The sequence below is a fragment of the Gordonia humi genome (genome assembly GCF_014197435.1).
Lineage (GTDB): Bacteria > Actinomycetota > Actinomycetes > Mycobacteriales > Mycobacteriaceae > Gordonia > Gordonia humi.
This window is the reverse complement of the sequence record NZ_JACIFP010000003.1, coordinates 78,799-103,199: the sequence shown is the minus strand read 5'-3', so window position 1 is coordinate 103,199 and position 24,401 is coordinate 78,799. Positions and strand designations below refer to the sequence as shown.

At 63.7% G+C, this 24,401-nt stretch carries 20 protein-coding genes and 4 pseudogenes; 12 read left to right on the top strand and 12 right to left on the bottom strand.

Features of this window, described 5'->3' with window-relative positions:
- Positions 1 to 67: 67 nt before the first annotated feature.
- From BKA16_RS23590 to BKA16_RS23575, 4 genes are all read left to right on the top strand, one after another.
- Positions 68 to 751 (top strand): MspA family porin, encoded by a 684-nt coding sequence (locus BKA16_RS23590; protein WP_183373413.1) that lies wholly within the window; start codon positions 68 to 70, stop codon positions 749 to 751.
- A gap of 14 nt (positions 752 to 765) precedes the next feature.
- Positions 766 to 1,932, top strand: coding sequence for a hypothetical protein (locus tag BKA16_RS23585; RefSeq protein ID WP_183373412.1), 1,167 nt, complete (start codon positions 766 to 768; stop codon positions 1,930 to 1,932).
- Positions 1,933 to 2,385: 453 nt separating this feature from the next.
- Entirely contained in the window at positions 2,386 to 3,138 is a 753-nt protein-coding gene (locus BKA16_RS23580) for a hypothetical protein (RefSeq protein WP_183373411.1), read from the top strand.
- A 14-nt stretch (positions 3,139 to 3,152) separates the two neighbouring features.
- Positions 3,153 to 3,749 (top strand): hypothetical protein, encoded by a 597-nt coding sequence (locus tag BKA16_RS23575; RefSeq protein ID WP_183373410.1) that lies wholly within the window; start codon positions 3,153 to 3,155, stop codon positions 3,747 to 3,749.
- Here the strand turns inward: BKA16_RS23575 and BKA16_RS23570 are convergent.
- Positions 3,727 to 3,840, bottom strand: a pseudogene (locus BKA16_RS23570) (integrase core domain-containing protein); the annotation flags it as partial. The gene BKA16_RS23575 and the pseudogene BKA16_RS23570 sit on opposite strands and share 23 nt — an antisense overlap.
- A complete protein-coding gene (locus tag BKA16_RS23565; RefSeq protein WP_183373409.1) occupies positions 3,830 to 4,597 on the bottom strand; it encodes a helix-turn-helix domain-containing protein in 768 nt (255 codons plus the stop codon). The pseudogene BKA16_RS23570 and the gene BKA16_RS23565, both read right to left, overlap by 11 nt.
- A gap of 56 nt (positions 4,598 to 4,653) precedes the next feature.
- Between BKA16_RS23565 and BKA16_RS23560 the strand changes: the two genes are divergently transcribed.
- Positions 4,654 to 5,481, top strand: a complete 828-nt coding sequence (locus BKA16_RS23560; RefSeq protein WP_183373408.1) for a sulfite exporter TauE/SafE family protein — start codon at positions 4,654 to 4,656, stop codon at positions 5,479 to 5,481.
- A gap of 339 nt (positions 5,482 to 5,820) precedes the next feature.
- Here the strand turns inward: BKA16_RS23560 and BKA16_RS23555 are convergent.
- From BKA16_RS23555 to BKA16_RS24025, 3 genes and pseudogenes are all read right to left on the bottom strand, one after another.
- A pseudogene (locus tag BKA16_RS23555) lies at positions 5,821 to 6,258 on the bottom strand (transposase); the annotation flags it as partial.
- Positions 6,259 to 6,284: 26 nt separating this feature from the next.
- A complete protein-coding gene (locus BKA16_RS23550) occupies positions 6,285 to 6,575 on the bottom strand; it encodes a transposase (protein WP_183373407.1) in 291 nt (96 codons plus the stop codon).
- 75 nt (positions 6,576 to 6,650) lie between these two features.
- A pseudogene (locus tag BKA16_RS24025) lies at positions 6,651 to 7,067 on the bottom strand (helix-turn-helix domain-containing protein); the annotation flags it as partial.
- 375 nt (positions 7,068 to 7,442) lie between these two features.
- On the opposite strand from BKA16_RS24025, the gene BKA16_RS23540 reads away from it, so the two are divergent.
- From BKA16_RS23540 to BKA16_RS23520, 5 genes and pseudogenes are all read left to right on the top strand, one after another.
- Entirely contained in the window at positions 7,443 to 7,901 is a 459-nt protein-coding gene (locus BKA16_RS23540; RefSeq protein WP_183373405.1) for a patatin-like phospholipase family protein, read from the top strand.
- Between the two features lie 130 nt (positions 7,902 to 8,031).
- The gene (locus BKA16_RS23535) at positions 8,032 to 9,291 is read left to right on the top strand and encodes an IS256 family transposase (RefSeq protein WP_183369212.1); all 1,260 of its coding nucleotides are present in this window, start codon (positions 8,032 to 8,034) and stop codon (positions 9,289 to 9,291) included.
- A 63-nt stretch (positions 9,292 to 9,354) separates the two neighbouring features.
- Positions 9,355 to 9,765, top strand: a complete 411-nt coding sequence (locus tag BKA16_RS23530; RefSeq protein ID WP_343067648.1) for a patatin-like phospholipase family protein — start codon at positions 9,355 to 9,357, stop codon at positions 9,763 to 9,765.
- Between the two features lie 264 nt (positions 9,766 to 10,029).
- Positions 10,030 to 10,221, top strand: a pseudogene (locus BKA16_RS23525) (IS481 family transposase); the annotation flags it as partial.
- 455 nt (positions 10,222 to 10,676) lie between these two features.
- Positions 10,677 to 11,741 carry a phosphotriesterase family protein gene (locus tag BKA16_RS23520; protein WP_183373403.1) on the top strand — a complete coding sequence of 355 codons (1,065 nt, stop codon included), beginning with the start codon at positions 10,677 to 10,679 and terminating at the stop codon, positions 11,739 to 11,741.
- 101 nt (positions 11,742 to 11,842) lie between these two features.
- Here BKA16_RS23520 and BKA16_RS23515 read toward each other — a convergent pair.
- A protein-coding gene (locus BKA16_RS23515) for an IS3 family transposase (protein WP_183369779.1) occupies positions 11,843 to 13,008 on the bottom strand; the annotation gives its coding sequence in 2 pieces (ribosomal slippage) (positions 11,843 to 12,721 and positions 12,724 to 13,008; 1,164 coding nt in all).
- 74 nt (positions 13,009 to 13,082) lie between these two features.
- Between BKA16_RS23515 and BKA16_RS23510 the strand changes: the two genes are divergently transcribed.
- A complete protein-coding gene (locus BKA16_RS23510) occupies positions 13,083 to 14,642 on the top strand; it encodes a long-chain-fatty-acid--CoA ligase (protein ID WP_183373402.1) in 1,560 nt (519 codons plus the stop codon).
- A gap of 126 nt (positions 14,643 to 14,768) precedes the next feature.
- Complete coding sequence (locus BKA16_RS24390) at positions 14,769 to 14,990, top strand: DMT family transporter (RefSeq protein WP_183373401.1); 222 nt, start codon at positions 14,769 to 14,771, stop codon at positions 14,988 to 14,990.
- Between the two features lie 31 nt (positions 14,991 to 15,021).
- On the opposite strand, the gene BKA16_RS23500 is transcribed toward BKA16_RS24390, so the two are convergent.
- The 6 genes from BKA16_RS23500 to BKA16_RS23475 form a co-directional block, all read right to left on the bottom strand.
- On the bottom strand, positions 15,022 to 15,675 hold the full coding sequence (locus BKA16_RS23500) for a TetR/AcrR family transcriptional regulator (RefSeq protein WP_183373400.1): 654 nt from the start codon (positions 15,673 to 15,675) through the stop codon (positions 15,022 to 15,024).
- 62 nt (positions 15,676 to 15,737) lie between these two features.
- A protein-coding gene (locus BKA16_RS23495) for an IS3 family transposase (protein ID WP_425489512.1) occupies positions 15,738 to 16,882 on the bottom strand; the annotation gives its coding sequence in 2 pieces (ribosomal slippage) (positions 15,738 to 16,615 and positions 16,615 to 16,882; 1,146 coding nt in all).
- A gap of 970 nt (positions 16,883 to 17,852) precedes the next feature.
- On the bottom strand, positions 17,853 to 19,307 hold the full coding sequence (locus tag BKA16_RS23490; protein WP_183373398.1) for an NAD-dependent succinate-semialdehyde dehydrogenase: 1,455 nt from the start codon (positions 19,305 to 19,307) through the stop codon (positions 17,853 to 17,855).
- A gap of 75 nt (positions 19,308 to 19,382) precedes the next feature.
- Entirely contained in the window at positions 19,383 to 20,501 is a 1,119-nt protein-coding gene (locus BKA16_RS23485) for an alcohol dehydrogenase catalytic domain-containing protein (protein WP_183373428.1), read from the bottom strand.
- Between the two features lie 254 nt (positions 20,502 to 20,755).
- On the bottom strand, positions 20,756 to 22,459 hold the full coding sequence (locus BKA16_RS23480) for a CocE/NonD family hydrolase (protein WP_221247670.1): 1,704 nt from the start codon (positions 22,457 to 22,459) through the stop codon (positions 20,756 to 20,758).
- A gap of 139 nt (positions 22,460 to 22,598) precedes the next feature.
- Entirely contained in the window at positions 22,599 to 24,041 is a 1,443-nt protein-coding gene (locus tag BKA16_RS23475; RefSeq protein ID WP_183373396.1) for an MFS transporter, read from the bottom strand.
- Positions 24,042 to 24,401: the final 360 nt, after the last annotated feature.

Here is a 24,401-nt window from a genome sequence, read left to right as displayed (position 1 = left end):
TTCAGTCCCGGCCAGGTAGTCATCGCGCAGACCACGGAGTCTGCACCGAACACGGGGGGGAATCGTCGTGCTACGACGTGTCACTACAGGATTACTGCTGCTCGCCGTCGCGGCGTTCGCGCTCGCATCGAGCCTGTTTGCCGGGCCAGCGGACGCCCGCACTCACCACACGCGTGAAGGTGTCGACATCACGCTCACCGCGTCCAAACTCAAGGCCAAGAAGATCCCCGCACTGGACTCCTCACCGCTCTCGGGTGAAGCCCTGCTGTCCTCGGACGTGCACGCCGGGATCAAGGGTATCGACGGCAAGACCGTCCGCGCGACCGTGGAAGTCGGCTACAAAATCGGCTACCCGGTCTCGGTCGCACCCTCGGGTGTGAAAGTCACCGCACACACACCGGAGTTGAAACTGACTGGCGGCCTCAACGCCAAGATCGCACCCGAGGTCACGATCTCCGGCAGCGGAGGAGGCGGCAAGCTCGGCGAGATCGGCGGCGAACTCGGCGCCGAAGCGACCGTGATCCCGGCCGCCGATCTCGAGTTCGAAGTCGGTGCCGGCAAGATCACCACCGTCACCCTCGCTGACATCGCACTCACTCAGCCCGTGGCCGACATCGTCCTGTCCGGCGTCGAACTGAACGTGTCCAACGCGCTCGGCCCGATCTCGGTGCGACCGTTCGCCAAAATCTCCGTCACCACCGACACCGGCGTCTACGTCTACTACGACCACGGCCCCACCAGCCGCATCTAAAGGACGGGGAAACGATGCGCACCACAATCCAGCAGTCGAGCCCAGAACGTAGCGTTTTATGGGGCATTCTCACAGCGATAGCAGCAATGGTCATGGTTCTCGTGCTCGCCGCGTCCCTTGCACCCTCGGCGGCCGCCGAAACGCCCGCTGAACGATGCAAACGCGAAACCAACGCCTATAATAACGCGTGGAAGGCGATCGGCAAGAAGCCGCCGGTCCCCTACAAGTGCGGTGGCAGCAACGAACAACCACCGACGCTATCGCCGACGACACCAGAGAAAGAACCCGACGCGACTACCAAACCATCCAAGACGCCGGAGGCAGACGCTCCCAAAAGTGGACCGAGCATGAACGCGCCGACTGAAAGGCGAGAACTCGAACACCCAGACACTGGCCAGCGGCCGGTGACTCCTGGAGGCCAAGGCCAACGGACGTCACCGGAGACTGTCACGATTCCCACGGCACTTCAGGGCAAAAGCGTGGTGATACACATTCCGCAGTCGTCCCCTATATCGACGAGCCGAGACAATGATCAGCAGGTCATCAAGATCACCCACAGCCCAGTCGATGGCTCTAGCGTAAAGTTCCGGACCGACCTGCCCACCGGAACGAAGTGGGTCCGCGCAGGCAAGGTTGGATTGCAACTCGTGGAGAAACAGAGCGGACGCCCGGTGGCAACGTTAGCGACCGGTTACAACTCTAGTGCCGGTTTCACTCTCAGTAGCGTTGGCCGAAGCATCGTGGCATCTTTCAGGGACCTTAAGTCGACATCGCTAGGCGAAATCGTCTCATCCCTCAAGCACCCGGCCTCAGCCAACGGATGCACAGCAGCACCTGGACCAGTGGGATCATTCGCCCATAACTGCGTCATTGTAAATGGCAACGGCAGCACGATCACCTCAGCCGCGAGCAACTACTACTATTCGCAGCCGATCGCCGCTAATGTCTGTGGCAGGAATCATGATTTCATGTGGACAGACAAGAACACCGGCGAGGTGAAGCGGAAAGTAGTATCACCGCAGCCGTGCCTGTTCGGTAGCACGGTGGCCTTGACCGGCGACTACGTTACTCTCCCTGGCACTCCGATCGAAGCCAAGCCGGGAACCAAGTTCTGCACTCGCGTGAAGAACAATCAGACTGGCGGCTCATGGAGCAACTGGGCCTGCATCGACATCCACTAACGTGCGGAATTGAGCTAAGAGATGACTAATCGAAAGAATCCTGAGCGACTACTGTCAATAGCGCAATGGATACTCTCTTTGGTATTTATCTTCGAAGCACTCTCCGTAATCCTGACCGCGATACAGTTTGGTCAGGTCATCTGGTTACATTTAGGAATCGCCATAATCTCGGGATTGGGCGTCTTCGCAATATGGAGGCACCGAACTCGAACGGCGGATTCCTGAACCAATCTAGAAGAGACCAACAGCACGACCGAGAGGGCCCGCGCAGTACCCCGATAGCCTACTACTATCGGGGTACTCGTCAGCTCGCGGCCAGCACCGAGTCGGGCCGCAGAAACAGGCACTCAGTCCGATTTTATGCCGACAATCTATCGTTATGATAATAGATAGTTAATGTCAGGACTTCCTAGCATCGCTTTTACTTAATATCATGATGCTACCCTAGCAGTCATGGGATGGACGCACAGCACCGACACCGAGACTCACGAGATGTGGATACGGCCCGAGTTCGTCGACGGGATCGGCACCAGCGCCTCGACGGTGCGTGAGGGCGTGACGATGGTCGGTGTCGGCGATCAGTCGTGGCGGCCTGCCGGCGAGGTCGTGGCGTGGCGGGTCGTGTGCGACTGCGAGCACCAGACACAGGTGATGGATCCGACACGGTCGCAGTGGGTCTCGTCCAATCAGTGGGTGCGCGTACCGTCCCCGAGTCTGGAAGATGTCGCTGCCGGGCGGATCTTCGCTGACGATGATGCGACACCAGACATCGGCGACCGCGACGAGGTCGCCGACGCGGCGAAAGCGATCTGGCGGCGCCACCATATCCGGTTGGTCGACGTCGACGAGGAGATCTCCCTCGCGCTGGCCGCTCACCGCGCGGCCGCGGTGGCGATCGATGTCGCGATCACACGCGGGCGGCGCGCAGGGCGCACATGGGAGCAGATCGGCCGGGTCGCAGGGATGAGCGCACCGGGCGCGAACTCCCGGTGGAAAGAACGGATCGAATCACCAGCGGTCGCCGATGTTGTCGACGAACTCGACGCGATGATCACCGACCTCGACGGACAGGTCATCACGGCCGCCGAGCGGGTCGGCCTGTCGAGCATCTACCAGCTCGCCACGCGCGCGAACAACGGTCACCGGCCCAGCATCGCGGACGTGCTCACGATGGCAGCTCGCCTACGACCAGCCCCGAACGAATAGACCGGACCCTGGCTATGGCCGAATCACTTGATCGCGAGTTCGTCGACCTGATCGACACCATCGGGCACCGACGATCAGCGATACTGGCGACCGCGGCCCAGTCGGTAGCCGATGATGTGCGCCGCGATGCCGACTACCTCGACACCGCGGCCGCGCACAGTGACAACACAAGCCTGCAGGTTCTGCATCTCCTGCCGGAGATCACATGGTCGCAGAGCAAGCTCTGGAGGTATCAGTTGGCCGCGGCCGCCGACCGGATCGCAGAAGACATCCGACGATGGGGCGCGCCGGTCCCCCGCTGCACCGCCGAGGAGATGACGGTGCACCTGGCATTGCGGCGCGCCGCAGTCCTCGATACCGGACTCCCTGCGCGCTGGGCTATGACCACGAGCGATCGGGGTCAACTGCCCGACACGTGGGGAGACCTGGGCCAGTATCTACTCCAGGACGACGACGTGCTGATGCTCTACGACGTGCCACCCGAGGCAGTGGCCGAGCTGGCGGGCGGCGTCAACCTCTCCCCCACCCAGTGGTTCACCGAATTCACCACACCATTCCCGATGCCCGACCGATGGATGTACCCGGCCATCAGATTGGTGGCAGACGACTGATCGGAGGCTTGCCGCCGAGCGCCGAGTGACGTCGAGTGTGGTTGTAGTGCTCGATCCACGGGCAGAGGGCCAGTGCCGTGTCACGATGCGCGCAGGCGCAGGCTCGAGGGAGACGATTGGAAGGCGCGAGTGAAAGCGTAGGAGAAGGCTGCCGGAGTGGCATAGCCGAGTCGCGCAGCGACGTTGGTCACGCTCTGGTGGCGCAGCAGCGGGATCGCTGCGAGGAGCCGGGCGCGCGAACGCCACGCGGCCGGGCTCATCCCGACCTCTTCCCGGAACCGGCGCGTGAAGGTCCGTTCGCTCATCCCGGCTTCCCGTGCCCATACGCGGTTGTCGACCGCCAGGTCGGGGTCGGCAAGATAGCGGCGGCAGAGCCCGGCCAGGGGTGCCGCCTCCGGGATCGGAACGTGCAGCGGCACCTCGCTGAGCCGGGACGTCTCCTGCAGGATCAGCTCCAGCAGCACCTCGTCGCGACTATTGAGCCCGCCGCGGGGGTCGATGTCGGACGCGGCCAGCAGCAGCTCTCGCAGGAGCGAGGCGACCTCGACGACCTGGCATGCGGCGGGCCACCAAGGAACCGCTGCGGGGTCGATGTAGAGGCTATTGGTCTCCACGTCGAACATCCGCACCTGATGCCGCGTGTCAGGAGGGACGAGCACGGCCCGCTCCCCCGGGACGGTCCATGCCCCGTGCTCTGTCTCGACGAGCATCGTCCCCGTCGCGGCGTAGAGGAACTGCGCCCTCCGGTGCTCATGCCACCCCAGCAGATAATCGGGCGGATACACGGTGGCGATCGGCAACACCGCAACGGGCAGTGCATCGACCTCGGCCAGCCTCACGTTCCGCACCCGACCAGACTACTGGCTGAAACACGATGGTTCCTGCCTCACACTCGAATGCAAGCATGACGGGAAGCCACTGGAATGGGTCAGTGACCGTTCTCGTCCTTGTTCTCATCGGTGTTCTCACGGGCCTGACCACAGTGCTGTTCGGCTTCGGAGGTGGGTTCGTCACCGTCCCCGTCATCGTCTGGGCCGACGCCGCGCTCGGCCCCGCGGCGGGCACGGTCGCTGTGGCGACATCCGCGATCGTCATGGTCATCAACGCCGCGGTCGCCACCACGGCCACGCCCCAGGTGGTCCTCGCCCGGCTCCGCGGCCGTGGAACGCTCCTCGGCCTCCTCACCGCAGGCGGTCTCCTCGGCGCCCTCGCTGCCCTGGCGGTGCCGGCAGCCGTGCCGTCATGGGGGTTCGTGATCTACGTCGCCGTCACGATCATCGACGTGCTCGCCCGACCCGGATTCCTCCGCTCCGCAGGCCTCGCACACGACGACACCTCGCCCCGGGCAATTCCGACCGCTGCCGGTGCCCCGATCGGTGCGGTCGCGTCGTTCCTCGGCGTCGGCGGCAGCGTCATGACCGTCCCGCTCCTGCGCCGCGGCGGCCTGCCCATGGGGCACGCCACGGCCCTCGCGAACCCGCTCACGCTCGCCATCAGCATCCCCGCCGCACTCGTCTTCCTCTTTGCCCAACACACGACCAACCTGGAGCGTGCCGTGTTCAGCGTGGGGATCGTCGACCTCGGCGCCGCAGCGCTCCTCCTCATCGGGGCAATCCCCGTCATCGTAACCCTGCGCCGCCGCCCGCCCCGCATCCCCGACCACGTACACGCTTGGGCCTACATCATCATGCTTATTGTCGTTCTCCTCGCAATGCTTACCTCGCTGCTTTGAAGAAGTTGAAGGAGCGGTCTCGAGAGCCTGAGCTGCCCGTCCTAGCAACTGATATGTAGATGCTTCTTGTCAAGTGGCATGGTGAGGTGCCCGCCCCGATTCGTCGGGGCGGGCACCTCGTTGCTTCGCCGGGGCCCGGGGTCGGTGAGCGTGTCGTTGGCGACGCGCGGTCTGACTGATATACGCGGGCTGGTTACCGCAGGACGGTGATTTCGGCAGGAGCGGGCCCAGCGTGTCTAGAATCGGGCGTCGCCGTGAATGGGCTGCTCATAGTTGTTTCGCGGGTCGCTCCTCGCGCTGCCACCGGTCCCGGTGAGGGCGAAGCGGTCTCAGGTGTCCTCAGCTGTCGTCAAGGACGGCCAGGGACCAGCACCAGCCAGCCAGTTCGCGGGCGATCGCCACGTTGGCGGTAGTACTGCGTTTGCGGCGGTCGATGAACGTGACCCACCTGTGGTGCAGTCGCTGGTTGCCGGCGTCGCCGCGGGCGCGGGCCGCCGCTGGCGCTCGGTCCCAACGCTCGTGCATCACTTTCCCGATGCGGTATCGCGGTCGGTGATGCCAGGCGGCTTCGACCAGGAGTCGGCGGGCGTGCCCGTTGCCGGTCTTGGTGATCGATCCTTGGCTGCGTGATGCACCGGAGGAGTGCTCGCTGGGTACCAGTCCGACGAAAGCGCCGATCGTGTTGCCGGTGAACCGGTCCCAGTCGCCGATCTCCACGGCCAAAGCGAACCCGGTCAGTGTGCTGATCCCGCGCAAACATCCGAGACGCCGCACGATCTTGGCGGCGCGTTTAGCTGTTGGGCTCAGAATTTTCCCTTCGCGATCTCCCGCAGCGCGTCCTTCTCCAGTTCGGCGTCGGCGAGCAGGCGTTTGAGCCGGCCGTTCTGCTCGCGCAGTTCCTTGAGTTCCTTGGCGGCGTCGCCGTCCATGCCGCCGTACTGGCGGCGCCAGTTGTAGAAAGTGGCCGCCGACACCTCAAGATCGGCGGCGATCTCCTCACCGGTCTTACCCTCGGCGGCCAGATCGTCGGCCCGGCGCAGCTTGCGCACGATGTCCTCAGCCGAGTGACGCTTGCGTCCTGCCATGTTCTTCATCGTCCCTTCTCTGCCCTCATCAGGGCAATCAGGACTCTAAAACAACCTGGACCGGTTCACGGGGGACACGCCAGTGGTGACCGCCTCGGTCAGCCACCGGTAGTACGGCGGACGAGAGAGCTTGAGGACCCGCCCGCGACACCGCGACGGGGATTCCGCCTGCGGCGAGCTCCTTCACGAGCGGGTAGAGCCTTTTCCCTGCAGACTCGCTTGCGACAAATACGCAGCAGCCCGTCGCAGGACTTCATTTTCCTGCTCCAACAACCGGTTCCGCTTCCGCAGCTCACGTAAATCAGCAGATTCAGTGGATGTCGTTCCCGGTGTGCGCCCCTCGTCGATAGCGGCGCGACGCAACCACTTCTGCAAAGTCATCTCATGGATCCCGAAGTCCTTCGCGATCTGCGCGAGCGTCACCCCCGACTCGCGCTCGCGGGCCACTCGGACCACATCATCTCGGAACTCCTGCGGACAGGGCTTGGGCACGATAGCCATCCTTCCAGGCCCGACCTCCCGGGCAAGCCAGATCAGATGTCCTGATCGGTGCAGCAGTCCCGAGGAGTGCCCCTCCTCGATTGCGTCGGCAGTCTTGCGCAACAGGCGCGCGACCTCGGATTCCCCGTCGACGGCGAAGGCATCGTTGTCTGAGTCGAGACGCAATGTCAGCTTCATGGGCACTTACCTACCAGCAAACTGGTTGGCCGTTGTCGAGGATGAGCTGTCGGCGCCGCGGCTGCGCTGCAAGCACCTGTTGGCGTCTTGCCTTAGCTAGTGGCATGCGGATTGCGTCGCCGTCCTTATCGAACGATCAACTCCTGAGGAGAAGATCACGAATAGACTCAGGGTAGTCGAACAGCGAGGAGTTGTCCTATGTCGCATCCCACCCCGTCCCTCTCGCGCGCTCTGGTCCTCGGCGGAGGCGGTGTCACAGGGATCGCATGGGAAGTAGGCGTCCTGGCAGGGCTCAGCTCCCAGGGAATCGACTGGAGCAAAGCCACCTCGGTAATCGGAACCTCGGCGGGATCGTTCGTCGGAACCGCCGTCGCCGGCGGCTACGACCTGGAGCGGCTCTTTGCCTCCCAACTCGAGCCGGATGAGAACGAGGTGGGAGGCAAGGCGTCCGAGACCACCATGAGCGCCTGGTGGGCAGCCCTGTCCGAGGGCGGCGACGACCCGCGCAAAGTCGGCGCGGCGATGGGACGCATCTCAAAAGCAGACCCCGAGCCCGTGCCCTCAGCCATCAGACGGCAAGTTGTCGCCTCCCGTTTGGTCACCACCGACTGGCCCGCCCACTTGAAGGTCACCGCGATCGACGCCGACACGGAGTAGTGCCCCATAGAGTGGTGTAACTCGGTGACCAGGACCGTGGCTGGCCAGCGTGTGGCTGTCGGCATGAGAGCGGTCACCGTGTGATCCTTCGAGTCAACCTTCCACAGAATCCTCGAATGGAGTCATCACGATGACCGCACCCCACATTGTCGATCCTGCCGGCCTGTTAAGCCAAGCCCTCGCCGATGCATCACCTGATCTGATGCGCGAGTTGCTGCAGACGATGATCAACGCTCTGCTATCGGCCGACGCCGACGCCGTCTGCGGCGCAGAATGGAACGCCCGCTCGGCCGAGCGCACCAACTACCGCAACGGCTACCGGCACCGATCCCTCGATACCCGCGTGGGCACCGTCGAGGTCGCCGTGCCGAAACTGCGCTCAGGATCCTACTTCCCCGAATGGCTGCTCGAGCGCCGCAAACGCGCCGAATCCGCGCTGATCACCGTGGTCGCGGACTGTTATCTGGCCGGAGTCTCGACCCGCCGGATGGACAAGTTGGTCAAGACCTTGGGTATCGATTCGTTGTCGAAGTCGCAGGTCTCACGGATGGCCGAAGACCTCGATGAGCAGGTTGCCGCGTTCCGGCATCGCCGTCTCGAGGAGGCCGGCCCGTTCACGTTCGTCACCGCCGACGCGTTGACGATCAAGGTCCGCGAGAACAAGCAGGTCGTCAAAGCCGTCGTCCTGCTCGCTACCGGCGTCAACGGTGACGGCCACCGCGAAGTCCTCGGTATGCAGGTCGCCACCAGCGAGAGCACAGCCTCCTGGAACACGTTCTTCGCCGACCTGGTCGCCCGCGGCCTGGGCGGAGTCCGCCTGGTGACCTCCGACGCCCACGCCGGCCTCATCGAAGCGATCGCAGCGAACCTGCCGGGAGCGGCGTGGCAGCGCTGCCGCACCCACTACGCCGCGAACCTGATGGCCGTGTGCCCCAAGTCCATGTGGCCAGCCGTGAAGGCGATGCTGCACAGCGTGTATGACCAGCCCACCGCCGACTCGGTGAACGCCCAGTTCGACCGGCTCCTGGAGTACACCCAAGGGCGGCTCCCTGATGTGGCCGAGCACCTCGGCGATGCTCGCGAGGACCTGTTGGCGTTCACCGCATTCCCCGACGACGTGTGGCGGCAGATCTGGTCCAACAACCCCACCGAACGCCTCAACCGCGAGATCCGACGGCGTACCGACGTCGTCGGGATCTTCCCCAACAGAGACGCCATCGCCCGCCTCATCGGCGCCGTCCTGGCCGAACAGACCGACGAATGGGCCGAAGGACGCCGATACCTCGGCCTGGAAGTCCTCAGCAGATGCCGACTCACCCTGACCACCGACACCGACACCGACTCGCAGACGGAGGTGAGTACCGACCCGTTGATGGAACTACCCGCCTGATCACCAACGAAGGATCACAAACCAGTTACACCACTACCCGGGACTTGACCCGACACGGGCGCGCTGCATCTGTTCGACGAGCACTCGGGCGTATCGCTGACCGACGCTGTCTCCGCCAGCGGTGCGGTCCCCGGAGTCTGGCCTCTCGAATACTTCCTGGGCCGTTCTTGGGTCGACGGCGGCATGGTCTCCACCACTAATGCACGCCTGGCCGCCGGCCACGACAGGATCGTCATCCTGGCACCGATGCCTGAGGGCTACGGGCAGATACCCGGCGCGGCTGCGGATGCCGAAACCTTGGCCGCGCAAGCCGACGTATGTCTCATCGCACCAGACGAACAAAGCGTCGCCGCCATCGGCCCCAACCCCTACGACCCCACGCGCCGCAAGGCCGCAGCACAAGCCGGCCGCGCCCAGGCCGATGCCGTAGTCGACAAGATCGCTACCTTGTGGGACACGCCACTCCGCCCGTAAAGGAACACCACGACATGGTCAGGCGGTTCAAACGTTCGACGCCGAGCGCTGGCTGGCCGAGCAGGGTGACATCACCGACAGCACCCTGGCCGCGGCGGGCGAGCCCGTCGCCGTCGACGCCTGACCCCCCATCCGACACTTCCGAACCGACCGGACACGATCCCAGGAGGATTCCGTGGCGAACACCATCACCATCAACGACGACTCGTTCAAGCAGGAGGTTCTCGACTACTCGGGCGCGCCTACGCGCACCGTGATCGACGACACTCCCGCGTGGCCTACGCCGAGATTCTTGGGTGACGAAACCGCCGTCACCGCGGCCGCGGTCCTCCAGCGCGCGGCGTCCTGGTTCGTCGACCGGGCGTGATCGTCGAGCGGGTGCTCTCGGACAACGGCGGCTGCTATCGGTCGACTCTGTGGGCGCAGATGTGCAGCGAGCTCGGTTTGGTTCACAGGTGTGTAGCCATCCCGGCAACGCTGCTCGGCGTGCGTGTTCTGACTGTTAGCGCCGCGCGAAGGCCCCAATTGGACCTGTAACGACCGCGCCGATGTGGCCCCGCTTGCGCCAGTGCAGATGTGGCACTGGACACATCGACAGCTGCTGCCTATTGTAAAGATGCGACTAGCGTCGCGTCTTGAGTCCGACTTGGAAGGCAGTTCGCATGCTTCGTTGCTCCCGCGCTGAGCGCGGCGGCACTGACCTACACCGTCGTGACAGCGGCCACTTCGATCCCGTTGCCGGCGGCCTCCCCGGCCAAACGTCGGACTTCTGCTCGTCCTGGTCGCCGTCACGGTCGCCGGTGCCGGCCTCGCGGTGTACTTCCGCATCGAAGGCCCCGATCTACAACCGTCTTGGGCATTCGTAGGGATCGAGACACCAACCTGTGACGCCCCTACCGAAAGGAAACGCAATGACATCCAAGGTCCGCACCGTTCTCGGCGACATGGACCCGTCGAGCATGACCGGCACGCTCCCACACGAACACATCTTCGGCGACTGTGACATGTATTGGTACCCCGGCGAGGACCCGAGAGCAAACCCCGACCGCCAGGCTACGCCGACGGTCGACAACCTGTGGCACTGGATGGAGAACCCCGTCGCAAATCGCGGCAACCTGCATCTCAGCGACGAGCAGGATGCGATCCATGAGCTTTCCGTCCTCCCGGACCTCGGAGTGAACACCGTGGTGAACCTGAGCCCCATCGACATGGGGCGCAACGTCACCGGCCTTCAAGCTGCCTCGCGCGCAACGAACGTGAACATCGTGGCCGGCTCCAGCTACTACGTCGCCGCGAGCCTGTCTGACGAGGTGAAGTCACAGGCCCAGGACGCCATCACCGAGCGCATCGTCGACGACATCACCGTTGGGATGGACGGTACTGACGTCCGGGCCGGGATCGTGGGCGAGGTCGGCCTGTCATGGCCGCTCGAGCCAGAGGAGGAGCGTGTCCTCGCCGCCAGTGTCGCAGCGCACCTCGAGACCGGGGCCGCACTGACGATCCACAACCCCTACTACGTGCCAGGGATCGATGCCCTCCGAGACATCGCCGGGCGCATCGAGAAACTGGGCGCGGACATGACCCGGGTCGTGATGGGACACTGCGACGGGTTCGCCCGGGACCCTCAGTTCTTGGACGTGGTGCCCGACCTGGGCTGCCTCGTGGAACTCGACATGTTCGCCTACCCGAGCGGCTACGAGCCGGAAGCTGACTTCACCTACCCGTCGGACGAGACTCGGGTCAACGCCATCCTCGGCATGGTCGAAGCCGGCCTGGCGCACCGCCTCCTGATCTCACACGACGTGATGTTCAAGACGACACTCCAGAAGTTCGGCGGCCACGGCTACGGATACATCCACCGCATGATCCTCCCTTGGCTGAGCCGCAAGGGAGTAAGCGACGACGCCATCGAGCAGATCACCGTGCGCAACGCGAGAGAGCTGTTGCCGTTGCGACCCGCCCGAGCAACCAACTGACAATCTACCGCGCCACGCGGGGGATAGACCCGCGTGGCAAGCACTTTCGATCCCCGGAGACTCATCACCGGGGCTGATGCACGGTTAGGTGACACGGTTAGTCACGCGGCCTGAGGGGCCTCGTGGTTGATGATTGTCTCGAATTCGATGGGGGTCAATCTGCCGAGGCGGTCTTGTCGTCTGCGGCGGTGGTAGGTGCGTTCGATCCAGTGCACGATGGCGGCCCGGAGCTCGTCTCTGGTGGCCCAGGATCGGCGGTCGAGGACGTTGTTCTGTAGCAGTGAAAAGAAGCTCTCCATGGCCGCGTTGTCCCCGGCAGCGCCGACCCTTCCCATCGACCCGAGCATGCCGTGCCGGGTGATAGCCTTCTGCATCTTCTTCGAGCGAAATTGAGATCCTCTATCGCTGTGTAGGACGCAGCCTGTGACGTCGCCCCGCCTGGCGACGGCGCTGTTCAGTGCGGCCACGGCCAGGCAGGACTTCATCCTGGAGTCGATCGAATACCCGACGATGCGGCCCGAATAGACGTCCTTGATCGCGCACAGGTACAGCTTTCCCGCCGCCGTCCAGTGCTCGGTGATGTCGGTGAGCCACAGCTCGTTCGGGCCCACGGCGGCGAAGTCTCGCTCGACGAGATCGTCGTGCACGGGTGGGCCGGCCTTGCGATGCTTGCCGCGGCCCTTCTTGCTGATGGCACTGGTCCAGCCACCGGTTGAGCAGATTCGCCAGGCGGTGCGCCGGCACATCTTCTCGCCCGCGGTCTCAGCTTCATCGGCCAGGTAGCGGTAGCCGAATTCCGGATCCTCTCGGTGCGCGTCGAACAGGGCGTTGGCCCGGTACGCCTCGGCGAGTTCGGCATCGGTGACCGGGTTCTTGAGCCATCGGTAGTAGGGCTGACGAGCGATCTTGAGTACCCGGCACGCCACCGTGACGGGGATGCCGTCAGCGGCGAGCTCGCTCACGAGCGGGTACCACCTTTTCCCGGCAGATTCGCCTGGGACAGGTAGGCAGCAGCGCGGCGCAGGACCTCGTTCTCCTGCTCCAGCAGTCGCACACGCCGCTTGGCCTCCCGGAGCTCCTGGGATGCCGCGGCGGTCGTGCCGGGCTTGATCCCGGCCTCCACGTCGGCCTTGCGAATCCACTTCTGCAACGTCATGGGATGGATACCGAAGTCGGCGGCGATCTGCTCGAGCGTCACACCGTCTTCACGATTCTGAGCGACGCGAACAACGTCGTCGCGGAACTCCTGGGGATAGGGCTTGGGCACAACAACATCCTTCCAGGCCGCCCCGGCAGGGCAAGCCAGATCAGATGTCACCAACTCGTGCACCAGCCCCACCCATGATCAACCTGGCCTCCCTTCTCGAGGACTCCGCACGAAACCACCCCGAGCGCGACGCTCTGGTTCTCGAATCAAGACACATCACCTACGAGCAGGCCAACGCTGAGGCCAACCGGGTCGCCAACCTGCTCAAGGAACGCGGGGTAGCGCGGGGAGACAAGGTCGCCCTCTGCTGCCCGAACATCCCCGAGTTCGCGATCATCTACTACGGCGCCCTGAAGACCGGTGCTGTCGTCGTCCCGCTCAACGTGATGCTCAAGGAAGACGAGCTCGCCTACCACCTCCGCGACTCCGAAGCGTGCGTGTTCTTCTGCTTCGAGGGAACCGAAGAGTTGCCCACTGGACGGGAGGGCTGGGCCGCGTTCGAAAGGACCTCTAGCACCGAGCACTTCTTCGTTGTCACTGCCCACCCCGATTCGCCGACCCCGCTGAGCGACGCAGAATCGTTCGCCTCAGCGATCGCAGACCAGCCCGGCGAGTTCGACTCGGTTGCAACCGAACCGGATGACACAGCAGTCATCCTCTACACCTCTGGCACAACGGGACGCCCCAAAGGCGCCGAACTCACCCACGCCAACACGATGATGAACGCGATCGCGTCGAACCGCCTCTTTGGGAGCTCGCCCGCGACGGACGTACACGTGGTGGCCCTGCCGCTGTTCCACACGTTCGGCGCCACGGTTCAACTACATGCCGGATTCTCGATGGCGGCGACCCTTCTGCTCGTACGGCGATTCGATCCCCGCGACGTCATCCACCTACTCGAGCACGAAGATGTCACATTCTTCGCCGGCGTGCCCACAATGTGGTGGGGGCTGCTCAACGCTCTCTCCGAAGAGGTTGATGTGGACCGGATCGCCCGAAACCTGCGGATCGGCGTCTCCGGAGGGGCTAGCCTTCCGATGGCAATCCTGGAAGAGGTCGAGCAACGACTCGGAGTGAGGATCTTGGAGGGGTATGGACTCTCCGAGACGTCGCCGGTGGTCACCTTCAGCCAGCCCGGCCAGCGCAATCCCCCGGGCTCCATCGGAAAGCCTATCTGGGGCGTCGAGGTCAAGCTGGTCGACCAAGCCTGGCGGGAGACGTCCGAGAAGGACGCTGTTGGCGAGATCGCGGTGAAGGGGCACAACGTCATGAAGGGCTACCACCGCCGCCCAGAAGCCACTGCGGAGGTGATGCGAGACGGGTGGTTCCGTACCGGCGACCTGGCACGCAGGGACAGTGATGGCTACTACTACATCGTCGACCGTTCCAAGGACCTCATCATCCGCGGCGGATACAACGTCTACCCCCGCGAGCTCGAGGAGGTCATCATCTCCCATCCCGAGGTCTCCCTGGTCGCCGTCGTGGGCGTCCCGCACGAATCCCACGGCGAGGAAGTCAAGGCCTTCGTCGTGCGCCAGCGCGACAGCACCCTGACCGAGCAAGATCTGATCTCCTGGTGCAAGGAGCGCATCGCCAACTACAAGTACCCCCGACTCGTCCAGTTCGTCGACTCACTCCCTATGACGGCGACAGGGAAGATCCTCAAGCGAGAACTGACAGCACAAGCGCCATGACACCCGCGCACGTGAGGTCGAGGAGTTCGACTTGACGTCGCACTCCTCGCGACCCGCGATAGCTGCTGAAGTCATCGGCTCCTTGCTCTTGAAGCGGAAAGAGGGGTTCACGCGGCCGGCGTCGCGGTGCTCGCCTGCTATTCCCCGGCGTTCTTCCCTCTTGCATGGGTCCTGCAATCGGGCGTGCCCGTGGCCGTCGCCTACGCGACGTGGTCCGCAATCGGACTCACCGCAACAGCTGCGCTAAGCGCCAATCTCTTCGACGAGAAGCTATCTGCCCGACAAGTCGTGGCCCTCGCAGTGATCGTAGGCGGCGTGGTGGTTCTGGAAGCGCCAGGTCCACAATAGAGCGGCAGGACTCCCCCCAATCCTGTGCGCCTCAGGCCGACGGTCGACGAGAGAAGTAGGCCGCCAAGAGCTCACGCGCCTCGCCGATCACTTCCTGGTCACCATGCGGATCATTCTCGAACGCGAACTGGCACAACCGCTCCAGTGCTTGGACAGCGACCGCGCACTGGATGTGGTCGACGTCCTGGGGTCCGTCGCTACTCGCAATCAACTCGAGCCTGAGCAGCTCCGCGATGTCCTCGATCGCCGCATCGTCCAGATGACGAACGCGCAAGGTTATGTTCTGACGGACCCACAACTCCCGTATGAGCGGCTGTGTATACACCTCGAGGTAGTAGTCCACCAGGACGTCGATAACGCCGCGCCAGCCGGCGGCCTCGCGCGACCTGAACCTCTTCTCGATGCCTGCGACGAACTGCAGAATCTGCTCGTACGCCAACTGGTCCAAGACGCGTTCAGGTGTCTCGAAGAAGGAATAAAACGAACCTCGACTCACACCTGAACGATCAAGGATGAGCATGGGTGACTCAACAACGGCCTCGAAGCCCACCTCCTCGACGAGCTCGGCGGCAGCGTCGAGAACAGCCTTGACCGTAGCGCGCGACCTCGCTTGGACCGGGACCTTGCGCAGACCTCCTGCCAGTAGATCCTGCCACGCTGCGCCAGTGGGCCGGTCATTTGGCATCGCGGATCAGACTCCTCTCCAAGACCGAGAGCGCTACCGGTGGTCCGAGCGCCGGCGCTCGGTCAGTCGATCTCGCAGCCCACGGGGTGGTTTCTGTGGGTGCATCCGGCAGCGTACTCGGCCGGGGTTCGGTAGCCCAGCGCCGAGTGCCGGTGTCGGTGGTTGTGGTCGTCTTTAAAGTCGCCGATGACCACGCGGGCCTCGAGCAGTGTGGGCCAGGCGTTGCGGTTCAAGCACTCGTCGCGCAGCCGGTTGTTGAACGACTCGATGTACCCGTTGTTCCACGGTGCGCCGGGCGGAATGTAGGAGATCCCCACCGACCCTGCACAGAACTCCCGAAGGGCCTCTGAGATGAACTCAGGGCCGTTGTCCATACGCAGCACTATCGGCGGGCCATCCCAGATCGCGAATGTCTTCTCCAACTCCTCGATCAGGCGCTCGGCGGTGATCGAGCGGTCCACGATGTTCAGCAACGACATCCGGGTGTGCTCATCGACCATCGACGCTATCTTGACCTTCTTGCCGTCCACCGTGGAATCGAACTGAAAATCCAACGCCCACAACACTTTTGGTGCATCAGCGACGGCAATCGGCACCGATGATTGGCCCGCTCGTTTCCGCCGCGGCGCGCGGCGAACCTGCAACCCTTCCTCTTTCCACAGCCGGTGCACCTTCTTCTTGTTGATCTCGATGCCATCGTCGAAGCGCAGGTGCGCCCACGCCCGGCGGAACCCGTGCCGCGGATTCTTGCGGGCATAGGTGCGCAGCTGCTCGCGCAGTGCGGCGTCGGGATCGGCCGGTGTCTGCGCCTGCGGCAGGCGTCGATACGCGGATCGGGAAAGCCCAACAACCCGGCACGCCATGCGCTCTGACATCTTCTTGACGTCTTTGAGCATGTCGATGGCGGCGCGTTTAGCTGTTGGTCTCAGAATTCTCCCTTCGCGATCTCCCGCAGCGCGTCCTTCTCCAGTTCGGCGTCGGCGAGCAGGCGTTTGAGCCGGCCGTTCTGCTCGCGCAGTTCCTTGAGTTCCTTGGCGGCGTCGCCGTCCATGCCGCCGTACTGGCGGCGCCAGTTGTAGAAAGTGGCCGCCGACACCTCAAGATCGGCAGCGATCTCCTCACCGGTCTTACCCTCGGCGGCCAGCTCGTCGGCCCGGCGCAGCTTGCGCACGATGTCCTCAGCCGAGTGACGCTTGCGTCCTGCCATGTTCTTCATCGTCCCTTCTCTGCCCTCATCAGGGCAATCAGGACTCTAAAACAACCTGGACCGGTTCACGGGGGACACGCCACCCTGCGTTCCCCCTCGCGTTACCGGAATCCGGTAACGCCGCCGGGTCAGTCTCGGGGTATGTTCGACCCAGCAGACCAGGTCCCCCACTGGACCGTTTCGACGATGCAGCGGTCGCCGCCGAACCCAAGTTGGCCGGCGCGGCGATCCACTACGCAAACCTCGGGATCCCAGTTTCTCCCTATGCACCGAGCGGAGTTCAGCCCCTCACGCCGAACCGCTTCCCCGATGCGAGTTCGAGTTTCGGGACAGCGCTGCGGCTAGTGCAGTCGGTAGCCGCGCAGGTCCTGCGCCTGCCGGCGGGCACGATCCGTACCCTCGGCTGGGCGGTGAGCGAATTCCGCGTGGTGTCACCGACAGCGATGGGGGTGAGCGCGATCAGCGGGGCGCTGGGCGACGCTCGCCGATCACGGAGGTCGTCGTGGAGGTGCCTGCGGCCTACGCCCACGGGTGCTGAGCGACTCCATCAGATCGACCGCCGCCGGCTGCGATCGGCACCGCACCTTCGGCCGCACGGAGACGACGCGGAAGTCACTCGGAGTGTCACGTCGTCCTCGGGTCGGGACCGGCCTGAGCGCGTGTCAGCGAGCGCCTTGACGTGCCGCGTCCTGAACACAGCCGTCGATCCCCGCGGTGGCCGGTCGTCAGCCCGAACCACTCCGCCAGCTCCAGATCCGACCGGTGCGCTGGGGGTGAACCAGTCCACCGACTAACCTGACGACAGGGCCAGCGCACCCCCGCCGCCTGCTCGCTCCAGGGCCAGCCCCGCGAAGGCCCATCTACGCGCCCCGGTGGATCGACGACGATTTGAAGAGCAACGACCGACCCATGCGGCGGGAGCAGTCCCGCATCCATCCGACACCGAGACGGAGCTCTATCCAGCGCGCGCTCAGGGGAGGGCAATATACTTGGTTTCGAGGTACTCCGCAATCCCCTCGCTTCCACTCTCGCGGCCTAGGCCGGATTCTTTGACGCCACCGAACGGAGCGGCGACGTCGGAAATGATGCCTCGGTTGATACCGACCATGCCCGATTCAATCGCCTTCGACACGCGCAGAGCACGATCCAAATTCTGTGTGTAGATGTAGGCGGCGAGACCGTACTCGGTGTCGTTGGCGGCGGCGACACCCTCAGTCTCCCCGTCGAAGCCGACGATTGCGGCGACGGGACCGAACACCTCTTCCTTGACGATGCGGGCGTCGGCGGTGACATTCGTCAGGACCGTGGGCAGGTAGAAGTATCCGATCTTGCCGAGCTGGGCGCCCCCGGTTTCGATGACGGCGCCCTTTTCGACCGCGTCGGCAACCAGACTGTCGACCTTGCGGAGTTGATTGTCGCTTATCAGTGGACCGACCTGAGTGCCCTCGACGTCGCCAGGACCAATCGACAGTGCCGCCATTCGCTCGGCAAGCTTGCCGCTGAACTCGGTCCGAATTGCGTTGTCGACGTAGATGCGGTTCGCTGCCGTGCAGGCCTCACCGGTATTGCGCATCTTGGCTGCTACCGCCCCATCGACTGCGGCGTCGATGTCAGCGTCGTCGAACACGACGAACGGGGCGTTTCCACCGAGTTCCATCGATGTGCGCAGCACCCGGTCTGCGGCGAGCTTGAGCAGCGTCTTCCCGACCGCCGTCGATCCGGTAAAGGTGAGCTTGCGCAGCCGCGGATCGGCCAGCATGGGTGCGGTCAACTCCGACGCCTGCGTAGTGGGAAGTACCGAGAGCACACCGTCGGGAAGGCCTGCATCGCGGAATACTTCAGCGAGAAGGAGCATAGTCAGCGGCGTCTCGGCGGCAGGCTTGACGATGACCGTGCAGCCGGCGGCGAAGGCGGGAGCGATCTTCCGGGTTCCCATGGCCAGTGGAAAGTTCCACGGGGTGATCGCCAGCGTCGGACCGACCGGCTCTTTGGTAACCAGGATCTTGCCACTTCCCGACGGCGATTCGGTGTAGCGGCCGTTGATGCGTACGGCTTCCTCTGAGAACCACCGCAAGAATTCGGCGCCATAGCTGACCTCCCCATGGCTTTCAATGAGGGGTTTGCCCATCTCCAGCGTCATCAGCAGCGCGAACTCGTCACGCCGCTCGACCACGACTTCCCATGCGCGGCGCAAGATCCGGGAACGTTCCCGGGCCGGAGTGGCGGCCCAGTCTTTCTGAGCGGCCGCTGCTCTATCGAGGGCTGCGGCGCCGTCAGTGGCGGTGGCGTCAGCTACGACGGCTAGCACATTGCCCGTTGCTGGGTTGACCACCTCAAAGGTGGTGCCAGTCGAGCCCGGGAGCTGTTGGTTGCCGATCCATACCGAGGTGGGTACAGATGCGAGCAGAACAGATCCTGTGGTCATGATCCTGTCTTTCCGGAGTAGTCGATCAGTAGTGACTGTTGAACTGGCGGACAGCCCAGAACGATGAAGGGGCCATCACACGTGTTCAGCAGCGAGGTCGATGACTTGACGTAGCGCGTCGCCCGCTTCGAGTGCGTCCATCGCCTCGTTGATTTGGGAAAGCTTGATGTGGGCACTGATTAGTCGATCAATGGGCAGTCGACCGTCCAGGTACATCTGGGCGTATCGCTGAATGTCTTCGGTCGGATCTCCCGAACCCATGTAAGAACCGATGAGTGACCGGGTGTCAACGACTAGTGAGAGCGGCGAAATTTCCATCCGGGTCGTAGGGCTGGGAAGCCCCACGGTGACCGTTCGCCCGCCTGGGCGAGTCAACTTGATGGCAGTCTCGAGAGCACGGGTGCTGCCGACGCATTCGATGACCAGGTCGTACTGGCGTTCATGCTCGGCAATCTCTGCGGGGGTGGCGACCAGCGTCGCCCCGTACGCGGGGGCAAGGTCCAGTTTGGAGGTCAACATATCGACTGCGAGCATTTCCGCGGGGCCGACGGCCTGCGCCACCAACATCGCAGCTAGCCCGACCCCACCGACTCCAACCACTGCAATTCGCTCGTTGATGGCCATGCGACCGGCGTTCAAAACTGCGCCACCACCGGTGAGTACAGCGCAGCCCAGGAGTGCACCCACCGGGGCCGGCACATCCTGAGGTATGACAACGAGCGAAGAGGTGTGAACGACGGCATGGGTTGCAAAGCCTGAGACGCCGTTCTGGTGGTGGACATCGGTGCCAGCACGGTGCAGTCGCCGACCGCCGCCGAGCAGGCTACCCGCAGCGTTTGCAGCCGTGCCGTGTTCGCATGGCTCGAAGTGTGGCGCCTGGCATGCCCTGCAGTCTCCACATCGAGGGAGAAAGATGAGGGCGACGCGATCGCCGATCTGATAGCCGTCGACAGCGGAGCCTAGTTCTTCGATCACGCCGCACGCTTCGTGACCGAGGACCATGGGAACAGAGCATTCTCGCGACCCGTTAACTCGTGACAGATCGGAATGACAGACACCTGCTGCCTCCAGCCGTACCAGCGCCTCGCCGGGCTGTGGAGAGTCGAGGTCGATGTGGTCGACCGATATTGGGCGACTCTTCGTCCAGGGAGATGGATCGCCGATTCTCTCCAAAACGGCGGCACGGGTCTTGATACTCATCAGATTCCTTCGGTGTCTTTCGTAGAGAGGCCGGTGACCGGCCGGGAGCCAGGCCGAGACATACATCTGGAGGGATCGAAGGCGCCGCGGACGAGTACCGGTTGTGGTGCGGTGGGAAGGCGGTGGGACCACGTCCCGGCGTGCTCATTCGGGTGGGCGCGGGGATGAGAACGCCGGGACGACTACGCGACAGGACTCGGCCGGCTTCTCACTGCGGCAGGCGGGTCACGGATCCGTCTTGTGAATGGTCAGTTGGCGGCTTTGATCTCGGGAAGCAGCAGGTACGGAGGGTCGGCGGGATCGAAGTGAAGGTGATTGACGGTGTCGAACACTTCGGCCGGGCGGTCGGCCGGGTCGGTGTGGGTGAAGGGGCCGACACCTTGGGTCGTATACATCGCGTCTGCGATTTCGATCTCGGAGTTCTTGTAGTCGCGTCCGAGTACGACGAGGTCCAGTCGGTATCCGGACGGAATCACGATACTCGTCGGCCAGATCTCGATATCGAGCGTAACTGGCACACCCGGCTCCAGCGGCTGCGGATCCTTATGTGTGTGGTAGGGGCGGTAGGGGGTACTGCGGTCCGGGTCGAGTGCCCGATGAGATGCTCGCAGCCAGCCCAGACCCACCGGAACCTTGGGATCATTCGACCCGATGAACGTCACCTCTTCACCCTGTGGGTCGAACAGCTGCAATACGACGAACACATCTGCGTCCACCGTCGACGATGACAGGCTCAGATGCAGCGCGGCATGACCGGTGAACTCGCGGGCGTGGTCGGCGACGGGCAGTGAGAACCGGACGCCCTCGCCCATGGCGTGGTATGCGACGGGTTCTGCGGACTTCGGTTCGTTCGTCAGGGCATTTTCGTGTGGGTCGAGATAGAACTTCGTCCACACGGTTCCGGGCAGCGGCCAGGCGTCCTCGAACCGGGACGTGAACTTCTCGCCTGGGTGCCGTACGAGCACCTCGACAGCGGGGCGATCGAGCCAGCCGTTGTCCTCCTTCTTGAGGAAGGTGCCGAAGAATTGTTTTTGCAGTGCGATACCACGATCGGTGTAGAAGGGCGAAAAGTGTGTGTCCCCATGCATTTCGAGCCACTTCTGTGTTGAGCCCGCTGCGACGAATCCTTCGACGTTCCCTCGCGTGTGCAGTCCCATTCCACCCCAGTTGCCTGCAGAGAACAGTGGGACTTCGATGCGAGAGAGATCAGGGGTCCGTTCAGCGTAGTACGCGCCATCGAGCTGCCGGGCCTTGACGTTCCCAGCCGGATCACCCCGGTTCTCCCTGAGTTCCTGTTCCGACAGCTGATCGTCGCCCGCAACCGGATAACCCGTATTGGGGTCGATGAAGCCGCGCCCACCAACGCCGTGCTGAACGCGGACCACCTGCTTGTTGAACCATCCGTCGAGGAAGTCGTTCATGATGCCGCCGTGCCGCACCTTGTCGCGATAGTAGTCGGCAAAGCCTTCCCAGACACAGATCGCGGCAAGATGCGGCGGCCGCAGAGCCGCTACATGCCACTGATTCACCGCGTAGTAGGAGATCCCGAGCAGCCCCACCTTCCCATTACTCCACGGCTGGACACCCGCCCACTCGATGCAGTCGTAGAAGTCCCTCGCCTCGATCTGCGACTGGGGGTCAAGGAACCCTGGGGACCGACCCGCTCCTCGTGAATCCACCCGGACGCACACGTAGCCGTCCGGAACCCACTTCTCAGGGTCGACCAACTCCCAGTTCTGGTAGCGGTTGGACGTATTTTCCGCAATCTCGGGGAACGCTTCGACCATGTCACGCCAGTACGAAGGGAAGCCTTCTTCGAAGTGCAAACCCTTCCCGTAGGGCCCCATGGCAAGGATGACCGGGTAGTTGCCGGACTCCTGCGGGCGGAACACATCCGCTCGCAGGACCAAACCGTCGCGCATCGGGACCTCGACGTCCCAGTCGATTGTCATGTCAGTACTCATCGTTGCTGTATCTCTTTCATTTGACGATTGGGCGCAGGCGAATCGCGAAACTCGCCAGCTCGAGCGAAGGCCCGATCAAGAAACCAGGTGCGCACTTCACGCAGCCACCATCGACCAGGCAGGCGCGCTAGCGGACCTGGACACTCTCTGCGTCATCAGCGGTCTCGTTGGCTTGCCCTGAGGAGACGACGTCCTCGAGCTTTCCGCGAGTTTCGCGAAGGAACAGGAAGCCAACGGCACAAAGGAGGCTGAAGATGCCGAGGAAGACGAAGCCCGGCGTCAATGCGTCACGGGTAGCTTCGGGCTTGACCATATTTCCGGTGCCAGCGATGAGGGCCAGGCCCACCGGCCCGATGAGCTTGCCGATCCCGTTGGCGACCTCCCCGAGCCCCATCGCCTGGCTGCGGAGATGAGTCGGGTAAATCTCAGCGGAAGCCGGCGCCAGGTTCGCGAATCCTCCGTCTGCGAACATTGCAGCGACCGCGAGTGCCAACACGAGCGCAATGGCTCCGCCCTGGGCGGACCCGCCGGCGAAGCCCGCGATGATGAGCAGGACACCGCCACCGACACCGGTGAGGATGCCCGTAGCGCGACGCCCAATCCACTGGGGAAGCACCGAAAACAAGACTCGACCGACCAACGCGCCCAGGCTGATGTAGATGAAGAATTCCGCCGCCTTCGCCGGCGAAATGTCGAGGGCATACCGCAGGAAAGTCGGGCCCCACAGATTGACACCGTAGATCGTCGTTGCAGCACACAACCATGCCAGGATCGTGAAGGTCACGTTCCGGCGATCGCGGAACAACGCGCGGTAGCCAGATTCAGCCGGCGTTCGAGCCTGCGGTCCCAGCGAAACATCAGGGGCCTCATCGAGCTGGATGGAATGCACAGGCTGGCCAGTGAACTTGGACACCACTGTTCGCGCCTTCTCGTACTCTCCCCGAGCCACCAACCACCGCGGAGACTCTGGCATTGCGAACAACGCCCAGACAACCAAGATCAGTGCCGCGAATCCCAGTGCCGCCAGTCCCCGCCAGCCCCAGCTCGGGAGAAGAGCCGCGGAGAGCGCCGACGCTGCCATGGTGCCCACCGGTATCAACCCTGTAGTGGTGAGCGGAACCAGGTAGGTCCTGTGCCGCGAAGGCGTGAACTCCACCATGAGCGTCAGGCAGAGAGTCAGCATCATCGCTGAGCCGGCGCCGACCATGAACCGAGTGAGCATGACGAACACGACGGCACCTTCGGGCGCGAACGCTGTCGCACCCGAGAAGAAGCCTGTAATGGCGACACCAGCAATGAACGGGTACTTCCGGCCGTAGCGATGGCCCGACCATCCACCCACGAAACTCCCGGCGATTGCGCCGACACCGGCAGCGAAGTAGATCATCGCCACCTGGCCGAAGTTGAGGCCCCACTCCTCTCCGATCACGGACCCGATGAAGCCGATGACATAGAAGTCGAAGAACTCGACAGCAGAGGTAACTCCGACTAGGGCGGCAAGGTTCCAATACCGCCGCGTCAATGGAGCCCTATCAAGTACATCGAGCGCGCGGTGAGACAGCGTCGACATGGCTACTTCCTCTCGTTTTGAGTGTTGCGCGCGCAAAGGGGGCACGCCACCGTGTTCTGACCGCCCCACGGGATCTCTCACCCGGTAACGGCCTTGATGCCTGACGGTCGCCGCCGCTGTTGCCGCCCCGGACGGGGTAATGCTCGGCAGTCGGCAACCGGCTGCCATCAGCGCCCTGGGGAGCCATCACATGTCGACAACGAAATCGCTGTTAGGGCCACTAATCAGCCTTAGAACGACGCCACCACCATGACGGGTGCCACAACTGATCCCCTGCGTGACCGTGCTCCCTGTCGCGTCAGTCACGATACTGAGACATCGTCTCATTTGCAATACTCTGATGAGACAGTGGCTCACTTC